Below are 22,565 nucleotides of genomic sequence, written 5' to 3'. Positions count from 1 at the left end.
AACATTTAGTTTAGTAGGGTAATTTCGAATGAAACTGTTTTATAAAAAAACTCAACTCAAAAAAAATGAAAAAAATAATTCTATCTACTTTATTACTGCTTTCGGCGTGTGTTTATTCTCAAGATTGGAAATCTGATTTTAATGAAGTTAAATCTATTGCTGCCAAAGAAAATAAAAACATTCTACTAGTTTTTTCAGGTTCCGATTGGTGTGCGCCTTGCATCAAGTTAGATAAAAACGTATGGCAATCGGACGCTTTCAAAAAAGAATCAGAAAAATGGGTTCTGTATAAAGCCGATTTTCCGAAGAAAAAAGGAAATGCACTTGCACCAGAATTGGCAGAAAGCAATAAAAAATTAGCTGAAAAATATAATAAAAATGGTAATTTCCCATTAGTTATTTTATTAAATCCAGAAGGAAAAGCCATTGGAATGGAAGGCTTCAAAAATATTTCTGCTGAAGATTATATTGCTATTATAAATTCATTTCAAAAATAATGAAACACTTTCTATTTATAGCTTTTATACTAACTTCTGTTTTTTCTAATGGACAAATTGTTTATAAGAAAAAATTAGCCATGCTAGGAAGTCCGTTTGAAATAACGGTTGTTGCCAAAGATTCTATTCAAGGAAATCAATTTGCAGAAATGGCTGTAAATGAAGTGAAAAGAATAGAAAATTTAATTTCAGATTGGATTCCGACCACACAAATATCACAGGTCAATCAAAATGCGGGTATCAAACCCATAAAAGTAGACGATGAAGTTTATGAATTGGTAGAAAGAGCTATCAAGGTTTCAAAATTAACCAATGGCGCTTTTGATATTTCGTATGCTTCGATGGATAAAATTTGGAAATTTGACGGAAGTATGAAAGTAATGCCAACTGAGGAAGCCATCAAAAAATCGGTTGCAAAAGTTGGTTATCAAAACATTGTTTTAGATGAAAATGAAAAAACAATTTTCCTAAAAAATGAAGGCATGAAACTCGGCTTGGGCGGAATTGGTCAAGGTTATATCGCTGATAAAATAAAAGCATTGTTACAAAGTAAAGGTTGTACTTCTGGAATTGTAAATGTTTCGGGTGACATCAATACTTGGGGAAAACAATTAGACGGAAAACCTTGGACAGTCGGAATTGTAAATCCGATGAATAAGAATAAAGTTTTTGCCACTTTTCCGCTAGAAGATAGTGCCGTGGAAACATCAGGAAGTTACGAAAAATTCGTTATCTTTAACAATATTAGATATTCACATATTATCGACCCTAGAACAGGTTATCCTGCTCAAGGTATTGTAAGTGTTTCGGTTTTTGCCAAACAAACAGAAATTGCAGATGCATTGGCTACAGGTATTTTTGTTTTGGGTGTAGAAGTTGGTTTGGATTTGGTAAATCAACTAAAAGGAATTGAATGCATAATTGTAGATGATAAAGGAAAAATTCACAGTTCAAAAGGAATAAATAGTAAAAAATATAAATCATAATTGCCATGATAAAGAAGATAGCCTTACTAATTACGCTAATTATTGGATTACAATCCTGTAGTTCGGTAAAAGAATACGAAAAAGAAAAAATAAACGATCCTGACATGAAACTATCTGCTAGAACAGCCGAAAGATATGAAACTACATTTCAAGTCTATAGAGAAGCTGCTGCTGGTGCCAACGGCGGAAAATCTGGCGGTGGTTGTGGATGTAATTAGATGGGAGTTGGAAGATGGAAGTTGGAAGATGGAGGTTAGATGTTAGAAGTTAGAAGTTGGAATTAAAAATTAATCACATCTAACAATATAGAATTTACAATATACAACAATACAATATACAGTTTACAGTAATACAACATACATAAAATGCGATACAGCTTATTAATACTAGCATTAATTATTACAAGTTTTGGATTTTCTCAAGAGAAGGAAAAAGACACAACACTAGTATTCAAGAAAAGAGTTCTTGAAAGTACAGAAGTTGACTTTTTGGCCAGTTATTACAATCAAAAAGGGGTTCATTCTTCTGTTTCTGGTGGTATGGGTTCGGAAAAATTGTCAGACATTGCTTCTAATATTATAGTTGCAATGCCGTTAAATGATGATGATGTTCTAACTGTTGATGTTGGACTTTCGGCTTATACATCGGCTTCTTCTAGCAACATCAATCCTTTTGATTCTAAAAACCCTACTCCATGGCAAAGTTCATCTGGTGCTTCTGAGCAAGATGCATTGGCTTCTTTGGTCTTAAATTACAGCCATAGCAGTGATGACAGAAACTTTTTATGGAATGCCGACGTTTCCTTTTCTAATGAATATGATTATACTTCATTCGGATTTGGAGGCGGTGTTACAAAATTATTAAACAATAAAAATTCTGAAATTTCTTTTAAAGTAAATGCTTATTTAGATCAATGGAGACCTATTTATCCAAAAGAATTGACTGATGGAAATTATAGTAGTTATGGTGGTGCTTCTTACACTCCTATGTTTAAAAAATGGGATTCAACAGCGCGTAACTCCTACTCTGCTTCTGTTGGTTTTTCTCAGGTATTGACAAAAAAATCACAAGTTTCGGTTTTCTTTGATGTTTTAAGACAAGAAGGAATGTTGTCAACTCCGTATCACCGAATTTATTTTGCAGATAAAGCCAATTATTATTTTGGAGATGCAAATGCTATTCCTAATTATGAAAGTCCAAATAACCTAAGTGTTTACAGGTTAGCAGATGATATTGAACGTTTACCAAAAACACGTTTCAAATTACCAATTGGCTTACGTTGGAACTATTTTATAAGTGAAAAAGTAGTTGTTAGAACTTATTATCGTTATTATTCGGATGATTGGGATTTGAAAGCACACACAGCTTCAATTGAATTACCAATAAAATTGTCTGATAAATTTACGTTGTCACCTATGTATCGTTATTATACACAAACTCAATCTAAATATTTTGCTCCATTTGAAAAGCATGTTTCAACCGAAGAGTTTTATACTTCTGACTATGATTTATCCACTTTTGATGCCAATCAATACGGATTTGGGTTGACCTATACCGATATTTTTACAAGTGCAAAAATTTGGAAATTTGGTATAAAAAATATTGATTTCCGATTTAATCGTTATGAAAGAACGGATGGTCTAAAAGCAAATATTGCCACTATCGGATTTAAGTTTGTAATGCAATAAAAATGAAAATTTTACTAGTAGAAGACGAAAAAGGAATTTCAAATTTTCTAAAACAAGGTTTGGAAGAAGAAGGTTATGAAATATATCTTGCCGAAGATGGCAAAATGGGTTTGGATTTAGCCAATTCGGTAAAACCAGATTTGATTTTGCTAGATTGGATGTTACCCAAAATGTTTGGTTTAGAAGTTTGCAAAGCTATTAGACAAACCGATACCAAAACGCCTATCCTATTTCTTACTGCCAAAGATACCATTCAAGAAACTATTGAAGGTTTGAAAGCTGGCGCGAATGACTACATCAAAAAACCTTTTTCATTTGAAGAATTACTTTTAAGAATTAGAATTCATCTAAAAGAAGAAAATAAATCCGATGTTTATACGCTGGGAAATATCAAAATTAATACCCTAACTTTTCAGATTTATGTAGATGATAAGGAAATTTCTTTTACTCAAAGAGAATATGAATTATTACTTTATTTAATCAAAAACAAGGGCAAAGTTTGCTCTAGAACACAAATTATAGAAGACGTTTGGGATATTCATTTTGAATACGATACAGGCGTAATTGACGTTTTTATGAACGCCATCAGAAAAAAACTAAATATAAATAAAGACGAAGAACTTATAAAAACCATTCGTGGTGTTGGCTATATTGCCAATGATTTAAACTAAAAATGCTAAATTTTTCATTCAGAAATAGAATTGCTTTCAATTATATCATTAGCACAGCATTACTTATTTTTGTTGTGTTTTTTGCCATATTTACTATTGTAAAATACAGTGTTTATAGCCATATTAACAGCGATATAAAAAGTGAAGTCGATAAACATCTAACAGAAATAGAAGTAAAAGGCGACCGTATCGGGCTAAATCATGATGACGAATGGAAAGAAAGAGAACATAATACGGTTGCTGTAAATCCAGTTTTTGTTCAATTTTATGATTCAGAAGGAAACATCAACGAGAAGTCACCCAATTTAAAAATTCACAGTCTTCACTTTTATAAAAATCGACATGATCACGAATTATTTGACACCAGATTTGTCAACAAAACGATTCGTCAAATTCAAGTTCCAATTTACCATCAAGCGGTAAAAAAAGGCTATTTAGTAGTGGCCATGTCGCTTGAAGATTCGCAAATGGTGCTTCATAATTTATCTAAAACCTTGCTTATTACCTATCCGCTAATTTTAGTTGTTCTTTTTTTAATTGCACGATTAATTGCTGGTAGAAGTATAAAACCCGTAACTTCAATAATAGATACGGCTAGTAGAATTACCAAAGACAATCTAAAATCACGTATTGAACTTCCCCAAAATAAAGACGAACTTCATAAACTTTCTGAAACTATCAATCATCTTTTAGACCGAATTGAAAATACTATAGAAAGGGAAAAACAATTCACTTCTGATGCTTCTCATGAGTTACGAACACCATTAGCAGTTATCAAAGGAACACTTGAAGTATTAATTCGCAAGCCACGCGAAAAACAAGAATATGAAGAAAAAATAAATTTCTGTATTTCAGAAGTTAATCGCGTGAATAATTTGGTTGATCAATTACTATTACTAGCAAGATTTGAAAATCAAAAGAAAAACATTCAGAATGAATCTGTGCATTTGAATTCTTTACTTTTAGATAACATTGCTCGTTTTTCTACTAAAATTAAATCCAAAAATGTTCAAGTGGAAGCCAAATTAAATGAAGATTTTTATATCAAATCAGACAGTTATTTGGTTTCCATAATTTTGAGTAATATTATTTCGAATGCCATAAAATATTCTAAAGAAAATGGAACGATTAACATCTCGCTTTCTAAAGAAAATGAAACCATAAATTGTTGCATTTCTGATACTGGCATCGGGATAATTCCTGAAGATTTGAATAAAATTTTCAATTCTTTTTATCGTTCCGAAGCGATTAATCATCCTGAAATCAAAGGCACTGGACTTGGTTTATCAATTGTAAAAAGACTATGCGAATTGTTGACTATTGATGTCGCAATTGAAAGTAAAGAAAATAGTGGAACTTCGGTATTTTTAAGTTTCCATTAAGGATAGCTTAAGCCGTTCTTAAGACAAAAAGAAAGTGGTTGAAATATCTTTGTCAAAAGAAAATTCAACACTATGCTTGAGAAAATAATTGCCTTTAGTTTAAAAAACAAACTAATTGTTTTACTATTTACCTTAACCATTTTTGCATTTGGAATTTTTTCTGTATTTCAAATCTCAATTGGTGCCGTTCCTGATGTTACCAATAATCAAGTACAAGTTATTACAACTTCTCGCAATCTTTCCACTCAAGATATTGAACAATACATAACCTATCCTGTTGAAATTGAAATGGCTAACTTGCCGAATGTCAAAGAAATACGTTCTATTTCTAAATTTGGACTTTCAGTTGTAACCATCGTTTTTGATGATGAAATTGGAACTTACTTGCCAAGACAACTTATTGCAGAAAAAATTAAAACGGCTTCCGAAAAAATTCCACTAGGTTTTGGAACTCCAGAAATGGGACCAATTACAACTGGCTTAGGTGAAATTTATCAATATGTTTTAGACGTAAAACCAGCTTATAAAGACCAATATACTGTTACCGATTTAAGAACCATTCAAGATTGGGTTGTAAAACGCCAACTATCAGGAATAAAAGGTGTTGTAGAAATCAATACTTGGGGTGGCTATCTAAAACAATACGAAGTTGCTATTAATTCAACCAAGCTTAAGGCAATGAATATAAATACTTCTGATGTTTTTTCTGCTTTAGAAAATAACAATAGTATTGCTGGTGGTGCTTATATTGAAAAAGTAAATCAAAGTTATTTTATTCGTGGTGAAGGAAAAGTAAAATCATTGCAAGACATTGAAAATATAGTTGTCACCAATTCCAATGGTTTACCTATTTACATAAAAGATGTTGCTCAAGTACAATTTGGTAGTGCCAATCGTTTTGGTGCAATCACTGGAAATGGTGAAGGCGAAAAAGTGCTAGGTCAAGTAATGATGCTAAAAGGCGGAAATTCAAAACAAGTTATAAGTGACGTAAAAGATAGAGTTGCCGAAATTCAAAAAACATTACCAAAAGGCGTTTACATCAATGCGTTTTTAGAAAGAAGTGAATTGGTTGGCAAAACGACTTTTACAGTTGCAGAAAACTTAATTCTTGGTTGTCTAATCGTAATTTTTGTCGTTGTCCTTTTACTAGGAAATTGGCGTTCAGGATTGGTTGTCGCATCAGTAATTCCGTTATGTTTACTATTTGCCATTTCATTTATGAATATTTTCGGAATTGATGCTAACCTAATGAGTTTAGGCGCAATAGATTTTGGAATAATCATCGATGGAGCCGTTATTATAGTAGAATTTATTGCTTTTCAAATAGCGCATAAGTCAAGACATTTAGTTCATCTTTCTAAAGAAGATCAACAAATTCAAATTGACGAAATCACCTATAAAAGTGCTTCCAAAATGATGAATTCTGCCGTTTTTGGACAGTTAATTATTTTGATTGTTTTTATTCCAATTCTCACACTTTCAGGCGTTGAAGGTAAAATGTTTAAACCAATGGCGATGACTTTTAGCTTTGCATTAGTTGGAGCGATGTTATTCTGTTTTACTTATGTTCCTGTAGTTTCTTCCTTGTTTTTAAAACCAAAAGAAGAAAACCCAAATTCATTTTCGGCTAAATTAATTAACAAAATGAATTCGTGGTATTTACCAGTAATTACTTGGGCAATTGGAAACTCTAAAAAAGTTATTTATGGCGCACTCGGACTTTTAGTTGGTGCTATCTTTTTATTTTCAACTATGGGTGGCGAATTTATTCCAACACTTGATGAAGGCGATTTTGTGATTCAACCTGTTTTAAAAACTGGAACATCTTTAACCAAAACGATAGGAGTTACGACCAAAATCGAAAAAATAATCCTAAAAAACTTTCCCGAAGTGGAGCAAGTTGTAAGTAGAATTGGTGCTGCCGAAGTACCAACCGATCCAATGAGCATGGAAGAAAGTGATATTATTGTAAAACTAAAACCAAAATCAGAATGGGTTTCAGCCGATTCTAAAGATGAGTTGGCCGATAAAATTAAAGCTGCAATTGTGGAACAAATTCCAAACATGGAAATTGAGTTTACACAACCTATAGAAATGCGTTTTAACGAATTAATTTCAGGAACAAGAAGTGACGTAGCCGTGAAAATATTTGGTGAGGATTTGAATGTTTTAGCCAAAAGAGCCGAACAAATTAAATACGCTATCGAAGGAGTTGAAGGAGCTTCTGACATAATTATTGAAAAGACGGAAGGATTGCCTCAAATGAGCGTGGTTTATAATCGTTCCAAAATTGCTCGTTATGGTTTGAATATAGCCGACTTGAATGAAACTATAGCGTTAGGTTTTGCAGGAAAAACAGTTGGAACCGTATTTGAAGGCGAAAAACGTTTTGATTTAGTGATTCGTTTAGACAAAAGCAATCGCCAGGATATTGATAATTTGAGAAATCTATATGTTCCAACTCCAAATGGTGAACAAATTCCGTTGCAAGAATTGGCTGAAATAGAATATACCGAAGGTCCAGCGAAAATTTCTAGAGACAATACACGACGCCGAATTGTTGTTGGAATCAACGTAAGAAATCGCGATTTACAAAGTGTTGTTGACGATGTTAGAAACATAATTGAAACCAAAATCAAACTACCATCGGGTTATTATGTTACTTATGGCGGTCAATTTGAAAACCTTCAAAGTGCAAAAGCTCGTTTGATGATAGCTGTTCCAATTGCTTTATTCTTGATTTTTATTTTATTGTATTTTGCTTTTGGTTCGGTAAAAGAAGCTTTGATGGTGTATTCAGCAATTCCACTTTCGGCAGTTGGTGGTATATTGTTTCTTTGGATTCGTGATTTACCATTTAGTATTTCGGCAGGCGTTGGATTCATTGCGCTATTCGGAATTGCAGTACTAAACGGAATTGTATTAATCGAACATTTTAAAGAACTCAAACATCAAGGAATGAAAGACATAAACGAGCTAATTTTAAAAGGAACAACCGATAGATTACGACCTGTTTTGCTAACAGCAGCTGCTGCAGCTTTAGGATTTTTACCAATGGCAATTTCTTCATCAGCAGGTGCCGAAGTGCAACGACCATTGGCAACAGTAGTAATTGGCGGATTATTTACGGCAACAATTTTAACGATGATAGTTCTTCCTGTTTTATTCAAACTTTTAGATAAAAAAGAAGGCAAAAAAGCCAAGTTCAAAATTCATCAAAATGTTACTATCATTGCTCTTTTCCTATTTTCATCGTTAGCGTTTTCACAAAATAAAAATGCAGAATTGGATAGCTTACTTACAAAAGCACATGCTAACAATAAAGGAATAAAAGCAGCACAATTGCAAGTTGATAAATATAAAACCAATATAAAAAGTGCTTATTCATTTGATAAAACCAATGTCTATTACAGTTACGATCAAAACAATTTGGCTTTAAATAATGAACCTTTAAAAGTTTTTGGAGTTCAGCAACGATTCAATTTTCCAACGGTTTATGGTTCACAGAAAAACTTCTATTCTGCTGAATACGAAAAGGAAAAAGCAGGTTTTGAAATTACTAAAAATCAACTCTCAAATAGTGTTGCCCAAGTTTATAATCAAATTGTTTACCTGCAACATCAAGAAAAATTATTTGGTTATTTAGATAGTTTGTACCAAAATTTCTCTAAAGCAAGCGACAGACGATTTGAATTAGGAGAAACTAATTATTTAGAAAAAATTACGGCTCAAAGTAAATTTAGACAAATAAGAACCAAGCTTTCTCAAATAGAAAAAGAAAAGGCATCCAATTACGAACAGTTGCAAGCTTTACTTCAATCAGAAGAGAAAACTGAGATAAAAACAAATAAACTTGTTCCAATTCTTTCTTTGGAAAAAAATTCAAATAAAGCAATTTATAATTCCTATTTTGAAGCAATTACAAAATCAAATAAATCAAATGAAAAACTCCAAAAACAACAGTATTTACCTGATATTAATTTAGAATATTTTCAAGGAAATAATAGCGGATTATCCAATAGCTTGAATGGTTTTCAGGTTGGCTTATCGGTTCCTATTTTATTTGGCGGTACTAAAACAAAAACACAAGTTGCCAAAATTGAATCGCAAAGTTGGGAGCAACAAAAGCAAAATGAGTTGACTAAAATCGACAAATACATCGCTCAAAAAAATGAAGAACTATTGAAATACAACGAAGCCATAAAATATTACAACGAATATGGCGAAAAGTTAGCCAATGAAATCATTAAAGTTGCAAACATGAGTTACAAACATGGCGAAATTGACTTTTTTCAATACATAACCTCTTTAGAAAATGCCACAACTATTCAGGTTGATTATCTTGAAAACGTTTACAATTACAACAGAACTCAATTTGATTTACAATACCTTACACTAAATTAATATGAAAAAGATACTTTATACTTTAACTTTATCACTAGTCCTTTTTTCTTGCAAAGAAGAAAAAAAAGAAGTGGCTGAAACTACCGACAACGGACTAATTACAGTAACAAAATCTCTGTTTACTAACATGGAAATGCAAATTGCAACGCCAATTGAGCAAGATTTTGATGTGACAGTAAAAGCTTCAGGAAAAATTGATGTTCCGCCACAAAATAGAGCAAAAATTACCACTTTTGTTGGTGGATTTATCAAAACTTCTAAACTTCTAATTGGTGACAAAATTTCCAAAAGGCAAGCGTTGGTTACTATTGAAAGCACTGAAGTAGTTGATATTCAAAAAGAATACATAGAAGTTGCCGAGCAAATTAGTTACTTGAAATCAGAATTTGAAAGACAAAAAACCCTATTTGACGAAAAAATTACTTCACAAAAAAATTATTTAAAAGCCGAAAGTGATTATAAAAGTGCCAAAGGAAGATACAATTCGTTACGTCAAAAATTGGTGATGTTTAATATTAATCTAAGTCAAGTTGAACGTGGCAAAATTGCTTCAACCATTACTCTTTTTGCTCCAATTTCGGGAGATATTACTGTAATGAATGCATCAGTTGGAATGGCTGTTTCTCGATCAGATGTAATTTTGGAAATTGTAAACAATGCTGATTTGCACATCGAATTAAGTGTTTTTGAAAAAGATATTTTGAATATAAAGGAAAATCAAATTATCAAGTTTACAGTTCCTGAAGCTTCAAAAGAAGTCTTTCAAGGAAAAGTACATTTGATAGGAAAATCAATTGAAGGAAATGACCGAACCGCTAATGTTCACGGACACTTAGATGATAATGTCAAACAAAAATTACTAACAGGAATGTTTATTGAAGCAGGAATTGTGACTAACAGAAAAAAAGGATTTGCAGTACCAAAAGATGCTTTAGGCGTTGAAAATGATAAAAATTTCGTACTTTTATTGAAATCTGAAGATATCAAAAGTTATCATTTTCAAAAAGTGCAAGTTGAAACAGGAACAAGTACAGATGAATTTGTTGAAATTATACCAAATAAAGAAGTTAATTCAACATCAAAAATATTAATCAAAGGCGTTTTTGATATCATTAATTAAAAGACAATTATTCAATTACATAAATTTTTAAAAAGATGGATAAATCGAACAAAGAAGATGCTCAGATAACAATAGACAATTATTTAGACAGCCATTATATACATAGAAGCAATTGGTTGCGAGCTGCCGTTTTGGGAGCAAACGACGGAATCATATCTATTTCCAGTCTTGCTATTGGAGTTGCTGCGGCAAGTTCAACAAGAGAACCAATTGTTTTAGCAACCGTTGCTGGACTTGTAGCAGGTGCATTATCTATGGCGGCTGGTGAATATGTATCGGTAAGCTCACAAACAGATACTGAAAAAGCAGATATAGAAAGAGAAATAAAAGAATTGGCAGAAATGCCCGAAGAAGAGTTAAAAATATTAGCTCAAATATATGAAAAAAGAGGACTGAAAAGCGAAACTGCGATGCAAGTTGCTCTCGAATTAACCGAAAAAGATGCCCTAGCCGCTCATGTTAGAGACGAATTAGGAATAAACGAAATAAGTCAAGCAAACCCAATACAAGCCGCTTTTTCTTCAGGTGCTGCCTTTACAGTTGGTGGTTTGCTACCCTTATTAGTTGTTCTTTTTGCTCCAATAAAAAACATGGAATATTGGCTGTATGCTTTTACCTTACTATTTCTTATCATTCTAGGAAATATGGCTGCAAAAACTGGTGGTTCTAGTGTTAAAAAAGCAATTTTAAGAATAACCATTTGGGGAACAATTGCAATGGTATTATCTGCAATAGTAGGCTACATCTTTGGTGTTAGAGTGTAAATGACAAAAAAAATATTAACTATAAACAATTAACTTTTAAACTCTTAAACATTTAAACTTTTAAACTTAAAATTATGAACGACGCACATTTGCACATGGTAGTAAACCACTTTCCAATTATTGGGATAATTCTTGGATTTGGAGTTTTAATTGCAGGAATGCTATTAAAAAATAATTCGGTTAAAAATACAGCTTATTGTTTATTTATTGTGGGAGCCATTTTTGCTTTTGCTAGTATGGCAACTGGAGAAGGCGCTGAAGAAATGGTTGAGGATATGCCAACAGTTGGAAAACAAATTATTCACGAACACGAAGAAATGGCTGAAAAGTTAGCTATTGTACTTTATGTTTTAGGGTTGGTTTCTATTGCTGGATTATATACCAACATTAAGAAACATGCTCAAGCAAAATTAGTTTCGTTTTTAGCATTAACAATTGCAGCTGTTGGAATCTTTTTAGGAAAACAAACAGGTACAACTGGTGGCGAGGTTCGTCATACCGAAATTAGAGAAAATACTGGAGCTACTTCTGATGCGTTACCAACTGCTGAAGAAAACGAGGAACACGAAGAATAGCATTTGTTAAAAACATATTAAAAAGTAAAATGTAGTAAGATGAAAACGCTAAAAGGTTTAACTTTGTTTATCATTCTTGTTTACAAATAAATAATTTCTACATATGAAAAAATATCAAATTCTATCGCTACTCCTATTTGTGGGCGTTTCTGTTACAGCGCAGTTTTCTCAAAAACCATTGCCTTATTCTTATACTGCTTTGGAGCCGTTTATAGATGCGCAAACTATGGAAATACATTATAGCAAGCATCACGCTGCTTATGTAAAAAATCTAAATGCCGCTGTTATTGGCACTGATGCTGAAAAAATGTCTATTAAAGAGATTTTTACCAATGTTTCAAAGTTTTCACCAGCTATCAGAAATAATGCAGGCGGACATTACAACCACGAATTGTTTTGGTCAATCTTAACACCCGAAAAAAACACCAAACCATCTCCTGAATTAGAGAAAGCTATCAATGAAACATTTGGCAGTATGGATGTTTTAAAAGAAAAGCTAAATGCTGCAGCCGCAACTCGATTTGGTTCTGGTTGGGCTTGGTTGTATGTGGATAGTGCTAAAAAGTTAGCTATTTCTTCAACGCCTAACCAAGACAATCCTTTGATGGATATTGCCGAAAATAAAGGAACGCCAATTTTAGGAATCGACGTTTGGGAACACGCATACTATTTGAAATACCAAAACAAACGCGCCGATTATTTAAGCGCTATTTGGAATGTAATCAATTGGAATGAAGTTAGTAACAATTACAAAGCAGCAACCAAAGGTACATTTGACGATTGGCCAGCTTTGAAAGATTTTCACAAAGTAATGTCGCAAACGTTTCACCCAAGTGAAGAAGGCAATTTAGAACCTATCAAAAAACGTTCTGGCGAAATGGTTGAAAAAGCCGCTTTGTTAGCCAAATCAACTATTCCTGCTGAGTTTAACAAAAAAGAAGTGGTAACTGCGGTACAAAAATTGGCTGCCGACAGCAAAAAGTTAGATAAATTAGTAAAAAGCAAAAAATCGGATAAAGAACTAACCAATGCTTTGACAAAACTACACGATGTATTTCACGAAATAATTGGTCTTTGTACAACCGAAGAGCATTAGAATAAGAAGCCCTGAAGATTTATTTAGGGCTTTTTTATTTTATTAATTCTATAAAAGCGAACACTAATAAGGTTCGCTTTTTTTATTCTATAAAATTTCTTTCTTACATTTGGGAACAAATATTAAAATAAAATATGAAAAATATAGCCGCTCTACTTTTTACAATTCTTATAATTACAAGCTGTCACCAAAAAGTAAAACAACATAAAACTGAAAAAGAATATACTACCGTTAGCTATTTAGATATAAAACTCGACCCAAACGGTCATTTACCATCAAATCCTTATATTCTTGAATTTAAAAAAGGGAAAAAAGAAATTGTTTTTTGTGGAGTCGAACACCTAACAGATAATTCAGACGTCGAAAATAAAATGTTTACTACTATCGAAAACAAGTTTTATGCATTTCAACCTACTATAATTGTGAATGAAGGCGGAGATATTAGCAAAAACAAATACCTGTCTAAAAAAGATGCTTTGCAAAAAGATGGCGAAATAGGTTTAGCAAAAATTATGGCTGATAGTTTAAAAATTAAAACAATAAACGGCGATCCTTCTGTCGATTATGAATTTAGCCAATTACTGAAAAACTATACCAAAGGAGAATTCTTAGCCTACATTGTAACCGAAAGATTGATGTGGGGATTAGTTGGAGAACAAAATTTGCCAGAAAAAGAAATTGAAAAAAGATATACCACATTCATCGAAAAATATATAATCCAAAAAGGAAAAATAACCTTGTCGCCACAAGAAAAAACCTTTGCTTTTTACAAAACCAATTACCGCCAATTAGTAAAACGAGAGTTTAGCCTAAAAGACTTAAAGCCCACAAACCCATTCGATGACAATGGCAAGTTTCAAGAAATTGGTAGAAAATCTAAAAACATAAGAGACCAATTTCTACTCAAAACCATAGACCAATTACTCGATAGTAACAACAAAGTTTTTGTTGTCTTTGGCGGTTGGCATCTCCTTACTTGCAAACCTGGATTAGAAGAAGTTATCAAAAGCAAAAGAGATTAGCTTAACTATTTCAAATGCAAACAAATATTATTTTATATAAATACTTTTCGTATATTTATTTAATTATATACTTAAAAAGTATAAAAGTGAAATAACCCCTCCAAATGTTATAGTATTAGTGATTTTACCTCTAACCGTGAAAAAATATTTTAGCTTTATTCTTTTACTCTTTTTTGTTTCTTGTGGAAATGAAACTGACATAAATGAAATTTTGAATGTTGGAAAAGAACTAACAACAAAAGATTTATCAAAAACAAATTCAACTGAAAATATTACATTTATTGGACAAGGCTTAAAGGGAAAAATAATAGAATTAAAAAAGTAAAACTCTTATTTCAAATTAAAAGTTCAAAATAATGACTTAAATTATCCATTTGGAAATTCCAAAGCAGAAAATATTCTACTATTGAGCAATGGAATCCAAAAAATAAATGTGAGATTAAAATATAATTCAACCAAAAAGAAGTTTGATATTTTGGGATTTACAACTCAATAAAAATTAACACCAACAGTTTTTTCAGCTAATAGCAAAGCTTGATATTTATTTGAAACAATACAAATTCCTAAACCTATTTTCCCTAGCTTTGACTAAAATTATAACCCCATGAAGAAAATCCTTTTCATCGACCGTGACGGAACCATTGTGCAAGAAGCCAAAGCACCCGACTACGTTTTAGACACTTTTGAAGAACTTGAGTTTTATCCCGAAGTATTTCGCTATTTAGGTAAAATCGCTCGTAAGATGGATTATGAACTAGTAATGGTGACCAACCAAGATGGATTAGGAACCAAAGCATTGCCAACAGCAACATTCTGGACAATTCACAACAAAATAATGAAAGCGTTTGAAAACGAAGGCATCGTTTTTAGCAAAGTCTTTATAGATGATTCCTATCCTGAAGATAAAAAACCAACCCGCAAACCCGGAATCGGAATGGTCACCGAATACATCGACAACCCAAATTATGATTTAAAAAACTCCTTCATGATTGGCGATAGACTAACCGACATAGAATTTGCCAAAAACCTAGGCGCAAAAGGCATTTTCATCAATAACGATGAAGCATTAGGTGCCACCGAAATCAATTCAAAAAGAGAAGAATTAGATAAACATATAGCGTTACAAACCACAAGTTGGAAAGAAATCTACCAATTTCTAAAGAAAAAATAAGGCTTTAATCTAATAACCGTATGCATTTTTAAGCCACTGATTATACAGATTAGCACAGATTTTTATCAATATAATGAAGAAAATCTTTTAAATCCCTGAAATCTGTGGCGAAATAAATTGAAAACAAATATATTATATAGACTATAGCCAAAAATAATTACTGAATAACCAACTTTTTAGTAACCGATTTTGAACCCGAAGTAATTTTGGTCAAATAAACACCCGAAGCTAAATTCAATTGAATTCTTGTTTCGTTTGCAAATTCTTTAGTCAAAACTTTTTCGCCAAGCGTGTTGTAAATTTCAACAACTCCTACTCCATCAATTCCAAAGAAATCAACAAAATCGTTAGCAGGATTTGGATACATTACTACCTGTAATTTGTCCAAATCATTCTTTTTTAGAGAAGAATTCCACACTTGGCCAGCGTTTGCTCCCCAAATATAATCAGCCAAATTAGGATAATCAATAAACGGATTTCGGTTGTGCTGCCAAGTATAAATGTAATTGTTGCGATTCATTTCAAAATCATCGGCAGGATCTAACTGATTCCATGCCAAAAGCGTTGCCAAATCACCCAATTGTCCAATAGTAGAATCGGCTGGATTTCCGTTTACCAAACTCAATCCGTTATAGCGAACCGCCATATAAAACAAGGCACGAGCCACATCACCTTTCCATGAATTGGCTGTCGAACCGCTTGGACCGTTGTAATCTAATGGTCCATAATCTTTGTTATTTCGAGAAGAGTTTTCTTGTCCATCAGCAACTCTAATATGGTGAGCATCGCTTAATCCTGCTCCAATATCGTCAGCACTTGTTGTAAACCAATTATTAAAACCATCAGGTGGCAAATCATAATCAATTCCAGAACCATAATTACCACGTGATTGCGGATAAATATGCTCTCTATTCCATTTTCCAACAATACTACTTCCTACTTGTCTATCTAATTTAGAACGAGACGCTTCTGTATAAATCAACCAAACTTGATTATTATTCGCCGGATTTTGATCGGCAACTGTAATAATATCGTACACTTCTGAATAGGTATGCACTCGCACTTCAGCAGGATTTGCAATAATATTTTGAATAGCTTGTTTTAAAGTTGCACCTGATAAATTTTCAATAGAATTATAGTAACCCATTGGTTGTGTACTAGCCAAAGAATAGGTTGGTGTTGCTGGCGTTCCATAAGTAGAAACATTGAAATTAGCATCTAAAACCCTAACAATTATATTATTAGTTTGAAGATAATAAGGAATTGCAGGAGAAATTACAGAAATATTTAATTCTTCATCGCCTTCAATATTTCCGTCATTCAACAAAGTAATAGTAGTTGAACCTGTTGTAGAACCAACTGGAATAGTAACAGAGAGGTTTCCTGTAAAATCGGAAGTAGTAAACCCAAAGTTATTTAAACTAAAATTAATAACCAGCGGAGAAGTTGCAACGGTTTGCGAAGTCGAAAAATTTAAAGAAAACGATTGTCCTTCCGAAACTTCTAAAACTGTTGGAATACAGTTGATGTAGTTAAAAATAATTCCAGAACCGTCGTTATTCATTCCAGGAGTTGGCGCTTTTATTTCATAAGTACCATCCGTTTTACGCTGAATAGATTTGGAAGGACCTGTTCCTCCTAAATTTTCATTTGGAACATCGGTTTCACCAAGTGCTGTCATTAGAGCTGTTGGCAATGTTGTTGAACTTGTATAAGCAACAGCATCTATCAAACCCGTTGAATGTGCTAATGTGTTTAATGGGAAATCTATAGCGTTTCCAATATATAAAGCAACTGCGTCTGGCCCATTTTGCAGCGTTGCTTCAGGAAAATCGTATGCTGGTGTTGGAGAAACTTGCGTATTACCAAGGTGAATTATTCCGTTTACATCAGTTGTCAAACCATCTAAATCGATAGCAAAATAACTTACCGATGACAAACCTGTTGATGTTCCATTATAAAAAACCAAAACATAACCGTTCAAAGAGAAAGTTGGTGTATTCGATTTAAGTTCAATAAACTCTAATAAGTCTGATGAAAAGGTATCAGCATCAATTTCATTAATCACCACTTGAGAGAAAGAGTTGATTGAAAAAAACGAAATTATAAGGGCAAAGAGTAGTTTTTTCATTATAAATGTAGGTTATTAAGATACAAATATAACTTTTTTATTCATTTCATACTTTAAATTACCATCACAATTTGGTTATATTAAAGGTTGAAAATCATTTTAGTAATAATTAAAAATAATATGTACTTTTGCAAAAAAATTAAAAAAGACAATAGTTCCCTTTAGGTATGAAAAAAATTAACGAATATCGTTCTTTATTTGAAGTAGAAAGAAACGTAGAATTGAAAGAATTGAAGACCATTTATAGAAACTTCATGAAAGAATGCCATCCTGACAAGTTTGGTAATGATCCTGAAGGACTAAAAGCTGCCGAATTAAAAAGTCAACAAGTTATTGAAGCCTATCACTTTTTGGTAAGTATCAATCCAGAAACCATCAAAAATGGTAAACCTGAATATGATGAAACCATCGCCACTTGTACAATTACCGATTATAAATACGAAAATATTAGGTTAATTGTAAACTTTTCTAACGGAAGTGTTTATGAATATATTAGTGTTCCAAAAGCAACTTATATCAAAATGGTAAATGCTGAATCGCCAGCGCGTTTTGCTAAAAGACATATTTTCAATGCTTTCCCATACAGAAAAGTGAGCAATCAAGAATAAAGGTTATAAATTCCAAATAACAAAAACCAAATTCCAAAAAATTATTTTTACGAATTTGGTTTTTTTTTGTTTTTTACTTTAAACTTCCAATTAATTTTCTAGCCTTTTCTAAATCTTCTGGCGTGTCTATTCCGATGCTGCCGTGTTCGGTTTCTACCATTCTTATTCTTTTTCCGTATTCTAAATAGCGAAGTTGTTCTAGTTTTTCAGAAGCTTCTAAAGACAGCATTGGCAAACGGTAAAAATCTAACAGAGCTTGTTTTCTGAAAGCATAAATTCCGATGTGTTTCATATAGCGAACACCAACATTTTCTTCTCTTGGAAACGGAATCACTGAACGTGAAAAATACAACGCAAAACCTTGTTGGTCAGTAATCACTTTTACATTATTAGGATTGTTGATTTCTTCTTTATCGGTAATTTGAAACATCAAGGATGCCAAATCCACTTTGTTTTCGGTATCGTTTTTGAAAACAGTAATTAATTCTTCTAAAGGTTTTTTATTGATAAAAGGTTCGTCACCTTGAACATTTACCACAATATCAATATTCATATCTTGAACAGCTTCGGCAATTCTATCACTACCCGATTCGTGCTCTTTTATACTCATAATTGCCTTTCCGTTATTAGAAACAATTTCATCAAAAATGATGGACGAATCTGTTACAACAAACACATCATCAAAAAGTTGCGTGGCAATTGCAGCTTCATAGGTTCTTAAAATAACAGTTTTTCCACCTAAATCCTGCATTAATTTGGCAGGAAATCTGGTAGAGGCATATCGAGCTGGAATTACGGCGATTATCTTCATATTCTTAACCACGAAGTGCACAAAGAAATTACTAGGCACACAACGAATTTTAATTATTATTTTCTTTTGAATCTTCTATAAACCCAATAAATTAGTAGAAATAAAAAAACGACAACTACAATTGCTACAACTGGTAGAAAAATGGATAGCGCACTCATTCCGATAGCGGTTCCTGTTTCGGCAGTTGAGACTACTGGATTACCGATTCCGGCTGTTTTTACTGAGGAAGCTAATCGTGTTACGGTTGTCATTCCTTGCATGGCAGAAGCTGTTCCACCACCAGCAATTAAGGCCAAAACCCAAGTCATCATCGGACTAATATCAACCAAAGTTGAAGCCATAACAACGGTTCCTGCGATAGCGGCTAAAGGCGTTGCAATAGTATCTAATAAATTATCAATAAACGGAATGTAATAACCAAAAACCTCAGAAACAGTTGCAATTCCGAGGGTTATCAAAGCTGGAATGCTTCCAATCCAAAGCCAATTTTCATTTAGTTCCCAAATATTAAAATAAGAAGCCAAACTCAAGGCAAATAAGGGTAAAAAAACTCTAAAACCAGAAGCCGAAGCCAATCCGATTCCGAGAAATATGCTTAGAATGGTTTCGGTTGTTATCATTAGTATGTAGTGAAATATTAATCTAATTAAGCAACTCTATTTTACTTAATTTTTCTGTATTTTAAATCTTGTCGGTTGTCGCAAAAAGATACTATTTCTATTCGATTAAAGTTAATTTCATAAAATAGTAAATAAACTTTCATTGAAATTACTCGAGTAAATTTATTCTCAGTAAGTCTTCCAATATTTTCAGCAGTAGATAAAGTTTTTAGTAAATCCTCAACTTCTTCTAAAATTTTCAAACTATAATCTGAGTTTCCATTTCTCAGAACATAATATTCTAGTACTTGGGTTAATTGAAGTCTAGCAAACTCAGACCAAACTATTTCTTTTTTAACCATTGCTTCATTTCTGAAATTACTTCATCATTTTTAAAAAAATTTCCGTCTTTAATTTCATTTCTTCCTTTTTCAATTGCGGTTTCTTGCTCTTCACTTAACTGAAATAAAGCTTGCTCAGAATAATCTAAAATTGTTTGAAGCGCGTTCAAAAAATTCAAATCTTTAGAATCTTTTATTCTTGAAATTAAATTCTTTTTTAATTGTGAAGCTGTACTCATTATTTTCTTTTTTTCAAAATTAAATATTTAATTTTAATTATGGACTTTTGATACTAATTAAAATCCTAAATCACGTTCAATTTCTTCCATTTCAATGATGTCGTGGGCTTCCAATTTGGTTGGCACAATAGTCAAACTTGTTGGCACTTTATTAAAATCAAAATCATTTACTACCAAGACAAATGATTTTTTGTTTTTTTTATGAAGTTTGGCTAAAGGCATAAACGATTTAATGTTTGCAACGGTTACATCATCGTGTTTTAGCAAATCAAGAATTAAATTTTGATTTTCAAACGTTTTGTATTCGCACTCTAACTTTTGTACAAAAGCTTCAAGATTGTTTTGTGTTTCTCTTATCGTTGTGATATGTCCTTTAGTTTCTACTTTCATTTAGTTTAAATTTTGATTACATCTACAATTTCGATGCCAATAAATAAATAACCGCCATTCTTATCGCAACCCCGTTTTCAACTTGATTCAAAATAACCGATTGTTTAGAATCTGCCACATCTGAAGTAATCTCTACTCCTCTATTAATTGGTCCTGGATGCATGATTACGATTTCTTTATTCAATGAATCTAATAAGGCTTTGTCAACACCATATTGTTGTGCATATTCTCTTGTTGAAGGAAAATAATTAACATCCATTCGTTCGTTTTGCACACGTAACATATTGGCCACATCGCACCACTCTAGTGCTTTTCTCAAATTGGGTTCGACACTTACGCCAAGTGATTCAATATACTTTGGAATCAATGTTTTGGGTCCGCAAACTTTAACTTCGGCACCTTGCATTTGTAGCGCATAAATATTAGATAACGCTACTCGTGAATGCAAAATATCTCCAACGATCACCACTTTTTTCCCGCCTACTTCTCCTAATTTTTCTCTGATTGAAAAACTATCCAGCAAAGCCTGTGTTGGATGTTCATGTGCGCCATCACCAGCGTTTACGATACTTGCTTTTACATTTTGTGACAGAAAATATGCCGCTCCAGGATTTGAATGTCGCATCACCACCATATCCACTTTCATTGAAAGGATATTGTTGACCGTATCAATAAGCGTTTCTCCTTTTTTAACAGAAGATTGCGCAGCTGAAAAACTAATAACATCGGCTGATAATCGTTTTTGTGCTAATTCAAAAGAAAGTTTGGTTCGGGTGCTATTTTCAAAAAAAATGTTGGCAATGGTAATATCTCGGAGTGAAGGAACTTTTTTAATGGGACGATTGATGACTTCTTTAAAATGGTCGGCTGTTTCAAAAATGAGGTTGATATCTTCAGGTTGTAGATATTTGATTCCTAATAAATGATTTACGCTTAATTCCTTCATTTTAATTTTCAGTTTTGATTAAAAAAACGCCGTCTTCACCATCCTTTTCATTCCAACACACTTTTACTTTTTCGTTATTGATAGCATCTACTTGTCTGCCACGATAATCGGGTTGAATTGGCAAATGCCTGCTAAAACGTCTGTCAATAAGCACCAATAATTCTATTTCTGATGGGCGACCAAATGATTGAATGGCAGTCAATGCCGCACGAATACTTCTTCCGGTAAATAAAACATCGTCAATAAAAACTACTTTTTTGTCTTCAACTAGAAAATCTATTTGGGTTTTATTGGCGTCGAGTGGTTTGTCATTTCGTCTAAAATCATCTCTGAAAAAAGTAATATCGAGATAGCCTAACGCAATGTTTGTAATACCGTACTCGTCTTGCAAAAGTTTTTTAAGTCGTTCTGCTAAAAAAGTACCACGCGGTTGAATTCCTATCAAAACGGTAGTAGAAAAATCTAAATGATTCTCTATCAATTGACAAGCCAAACGATGAAGTATGATATTGACTTCTTGGGAAGTGAGCAATATTTTTTGACTCATAGTGCTGTTGTTTGGGATGTAAATATAAATAAAATTCTTGGAATACTAATAATCTAATAAACACAATAGAGATTTGACACAAATTGCACGAATTAGCACAAATTAATTAACTTTTATTTGATTTCACTAATTAATTTGTAGTGGTTTGTTTCTAAAATTAATGTGGCAACTTGTCTTTTACCATTCCATAAACATAAGTTCCTAATAGTGCTCCTGCCAAAATTACTACGATTGAAAACATTCCGGTTCCGAGTAAAATGAAGATTGGACCAGGACAACAACCTACTAATGCCCAGCCTAATCCGAATAAAATTCCACCAATTAAATATCTTGAAATGGATTTATCTTTTGGCAAAATCTCGATTGGTAAACCTTTATAATCTTTGATTTCTCTTTTTTTGATAATTCTAATTCCGATACAACCTGTCAAAACTGCAACTCCAATAATTCCGTACATGTGGAAAGATTGAAAGTGGAACATTTCGTATATTCTGTACCAAGAAATGGCTTCTGATTTGGTTAAAACCACCCCAAAAACAAATCCAACTATAAAAAATCGTAGTAATTTCATTTC

22 protein-coding genes and 2 pseudogenes are annotated in these 22,565 nt (G+C 32.6%); 15 read left to right on the top strand and 9 right to left on the bottom strand.

Annotated features, from left to right (window positions below; translation table 11 throughout):
- Nucleotides 1-65 precede the first annotated feature (65 nt).
- The 14 genes and pseudogenes from O9267_RS03565 to hisB form a co-directional block, all read left to right on the top strand.
- Nucleotides 66-497 carry a thioredoxin family protein gene (locus O9267_RS03565; RefSeq protein WP_298176043.1) on the top strand — a complete coding sequence of 144 codons (432 nt, stop codon included), beginning with the start codon at nucleotides 66-68 and terminating at the stop codon, nucleotides 495-497.
- Nucleotides 497-1,483: an FAD:protein FMN transferase gene (locus tag O9267_RS03560; RefSeq protein ID WP_298176041.1), complete on the top strand. Its 987-nt coding sequence runs from the start codon at nucleotides 497-499 to the stop codon at nucleotides 1,481-1,483. The genes O9267_RS03565 and O9267_RS03560 overlap by 1 nt, the downstream gene beginning before the upstream one ends.
- 5 nt (nucleotides 1,484-1,488) lie before the next feature.
- Nucleotides 1,489-1,701: a DUF4266 domain-containing protein gene (locus O9267_RS03555; RefSeq protein ID WP_298176039.1), complete on the top strand. Its 213-nt coding sequence runs from the start codon at nucleotides 1,489-1,491 to the stop codon at nucleotides 1,699-1,701.
- A gap of 147 nt (nucleotides 1,702-1,848) precedes the next feature.
- Nucleotides 1,849-3,171 (top strand): DUF3570 domain-containing protein, encoded by a 1,323-nt coding sequence (locus O9267_RS03550; protein WP_298176037.1) that lies wholly within the window; start codon nucleotides 1,849-1,851, stop codon nucleotides 3,169-3,171.
- A 2-nt stretch (nucleotides 3,172-3,173) separates the two neighbouring features.
- Entirely contained in the window at nucleotides 3,174-3,842 is a 669-nt protein-coding gene (locus O9267_RS03545; RefSeq protein ID WP_298176034.1) for a response regulator transcription factor, read from the top strand.
- Between the two features lie 2 nt (nucleotides 3,843-3,844).
- Nucleotides 3,845-5,224 carry a HAMP domain-containing sensor histidine kinase gene (locus tag O9267_RS03540; RefSeq protein ID WP_298176032.1) on the top strand — a complete coding sequence of 460 codons (1,380 nt, stop codon included), beginning with the start codon at nucleotides 3,845-3,847 and terminating at the stop codon, nucleotides 5,222-5,224.
- Nucleotides 5,225-5,296: 72 nt separating this feature from the next.
- Nucleotides 5,297-9,631, top strand: a complete 4,335-nt coding sequence (locus tag O9267_RS03535) for a CusA/CzcA family heavy metal efflux RND transporter (protein ID WP_298176030.1) — start codon at nucleotides 5,297-5,299, stop codon at nucleotides 9,629-9,631.
- A 1-nt stretch (nucleotide 9,632) separates the two neighbouring features.
- Nucleotides 9,633-10,751, top strand: coding sequence for an efflux RND transporter periplasmic adaptor subunit (locus tag O9267_RS03530; RefSeq protein WP_298176029.1), 1,119 nt, complete (start codon nucleotides 9,633-9,635; stop codon nucleotides 10,749-10,751).
- Between the two features lie 35 nt (nucleotides 10,752-10,786).
- A complete protein-coding gene (locus O9267_RS03525; RefSeq protein WP_298176028.1) occupies nucleotides 10,787-11,515 on the top strand; it encodes a VIT family protein in 729 nt (242 codons plus the stop codon).
- Nucleotides 11,516-11,589: 74 nt separating this feature from the next.
- Nucleotides 11,590-12,090: a DUF2231 domain-containing protein gene (locus O9267_RS03520; RefSeq protein ID WP_298176025.1), complete on the top strand. Its 501-nt coding sequence runs from the start codon at nucleotides 11,590-11,592 to the stop codon at nucleotides 12,088-12,090.
- A 103-nt stretch (nucleotides 12,091-12,193) separates the two neighbouring features.
- Nucleotides 12,194-12,850: pseudogene (locus O9267_RS03515) on the top strand (superoxide dismutase); the annotation flags it as partial.
- Nucleotides 12,851-13,320: 470 nt separating this feature from the next.
- Nucleotides 13,321-14,208, top strand: coding sequence for a hypothetical protein (locus tag O9267_RS03510; RefSeq protein WP_298176022.1), 888 nt, complete (start codon nucleotides 13,321-13,323; stop codon nucleotides 14,206-14,208).
- Between the two features lie 136 nt (nucleotides 14,209-14,344).
- Entirely contained in the window at nucleotides 14,345-14,533 is a 189-nt protein-coding gene (locus tag O9267_RS03505) for a hypothetical protein (RefSeq protein ID WP_298176020.1), read from the top strand.
- 279 nt (nucleotides 14,534-14,812) lie between these two features.
- Nucleotides 14,813-15,370 (top strand): annotated as a pseudogene (hisB, locus tag O9267_RS03500) (histidinol-phosphatase); the annotation flags it as partial.
- Nucleotides 15,371-15,536: 166 nt separating this feature from the next.
- Here the strand turns inward: hisB and O9267_RS03495 are convergent.
- The gene (locus tag O9267_RS03495) at nucleotides 15,537-17,510 is read right to left on the bottom strand and encodes an endonuclease (RefSeq protein WP_298176017.1); all 1,974 of its coding nucleotides are present in this window, start codon (nucleotides 17,508-17,510) and stop codon (nucleotides 15,537-15,539) included.
- Nucleotides 17,511-17,677: 167 nt separating this feature from the next.
- On the opposite strand from O9267_RS03495, the gene O9267_RS03490 reads away from it, so the two are divergent.
- Entirely contained in the window at nucleotides 17,678-18,118 is a 441-nt protein-coding gene (locus O9267_RS03490; protein ID WP_298176015.1) for a KTSC domain-containing protein, read from the top strand.
- Nucleotides 18,119-18,191: 73 nt separating this feature from the next.
- Here the strand turns inward: O9267_RS03490 and kdsB are convergent, their stop codons facing one another.
- The 8 genes from kdsB to O9267_RS03450 all read right to left on the bottom strand — a co-directional run bounded on the left by kdsB (nucleotide 18,192) and on the right by O9267_RS03450 (nucleotide 22,562).
- A complete protein-coding gene (kdsB, locus tag O9267_RS03485; RefSeq protein WP_298176013.1) occupies nucleotides 18,192-18,929 on the bottom strand; it encodes a 3-deoxy-manno-octulosonate cytidylyltransferase in 738 nt (245 codons plus the stop codon).
- Nucleotides 18,930-18,985: 56 nt separating this feature from the next.
- Entirely contained in the window at nucleotides 18,986-19,546 is a 561-nt protein-coding gene (locus O9267_RS03480) for a DUF4126 domain-containing protein (protein ID WP_298176266.1), read from the bottom strand.
- 44 nt (nucleotides 19,547-19,590) lie between these two features.
- Nucleotides 19,591-19,890 carry a type II toxin-antitoxin system RelE/ParE family toxin gene (locus tag O9267_RS03475; RefSeq protein ID WP_298176011.1) on the bottom strand — a complete coding sequence of 100 codons (300 nt, stop codon included), beginning with the start codon at nucleotides 19,888-19,890 and terminating at the stop codon, nucleotides 19,591-19,593.
- On the bottom strand, nucleotides 19,872-20,108 hold the full coding sequence (locus tag O9267_RS03470; protein WP_298176008.1) for a hypothetical protein: 237 nt from the start codon (nucleotides 20,106-20,108) through the stop codon (nucleotides 19,872-19,874). The genes O9267_RS03475 and O9267_RS03470 overlap by 19 nt, the downstream gene beginning before the upstream one ends.
- A gap of 57 nt (nucleotides 20,109-20,165) precedes the next feature.
- Nucleotides 20,166-20,498 carry a ribonuclease Z gene (locus O9267_RS03465; RefSeq protein WP_298176006.1) on the bottom strand — a complete coding sequence of 111 codons (333 nt, stop codon included), beginning with the start codon at nucleotides 20,496-20,498 and terminating at the stop codon, nucleotides 20,166-20,168.
- Between the two features lie 22 nt (nucleotides 20,499-20,520).
- Entirely contained in the window at nucleotides 20,521-21,444 is a 924-nt protein-coding gene (locus tag O9267_RS03460; protein ID WP_298176004.1) for an aspartate carbamoyltransferase catalytic subunit, read from the bottom strand.
- 1 nt (nucleotide 21,445) lies between these two features.
- Nucleotides 21,446-21,991 carry a bifunctional pyr operon transcriptional regulator/uracil phosphoribosyltransferase PyrR gene (gene pyrR / locus O9267_RS03455; RefSeq protein WP_298176002.1) on the bottom strand — a complete coding sequence of 182 codons (546 nt, stop codon included), beginning with the start codon at nucleotides 21,989-21,991 and terminating at the stop codon, nucleotides 21,446-21,448.
- A gap of 157 nt (nucleotides 21,992-22,148) precedes the next feature.
- On the bottom strand, nucleotides 22,149-22,562 hold the full coding sequence (locus O9267_RS03450; RefSeq protein WP_298176000.1) for a DUF6691 family protein: 414 nt from the start codon (nucleotides 22,560-22,562) through the stop codon (nucleotides 22,149-22,151).
- Nucleotides 22,563-22,565: the final 3 nt, after the last annotated feature.

It is taken from the genome of Flavobacterium sp. (assembly GCF_027531705.1).
Lineage (GTDB): Bacteria > Bacteroidota > Bacteroidia > Flavobacteriales > Flavobacteriaceae > Flavobacterium.
Note: the sequence above shows the minus strand (reverse complement) of the source record. Positions and strands in the feature narration are given on the sequence as shown.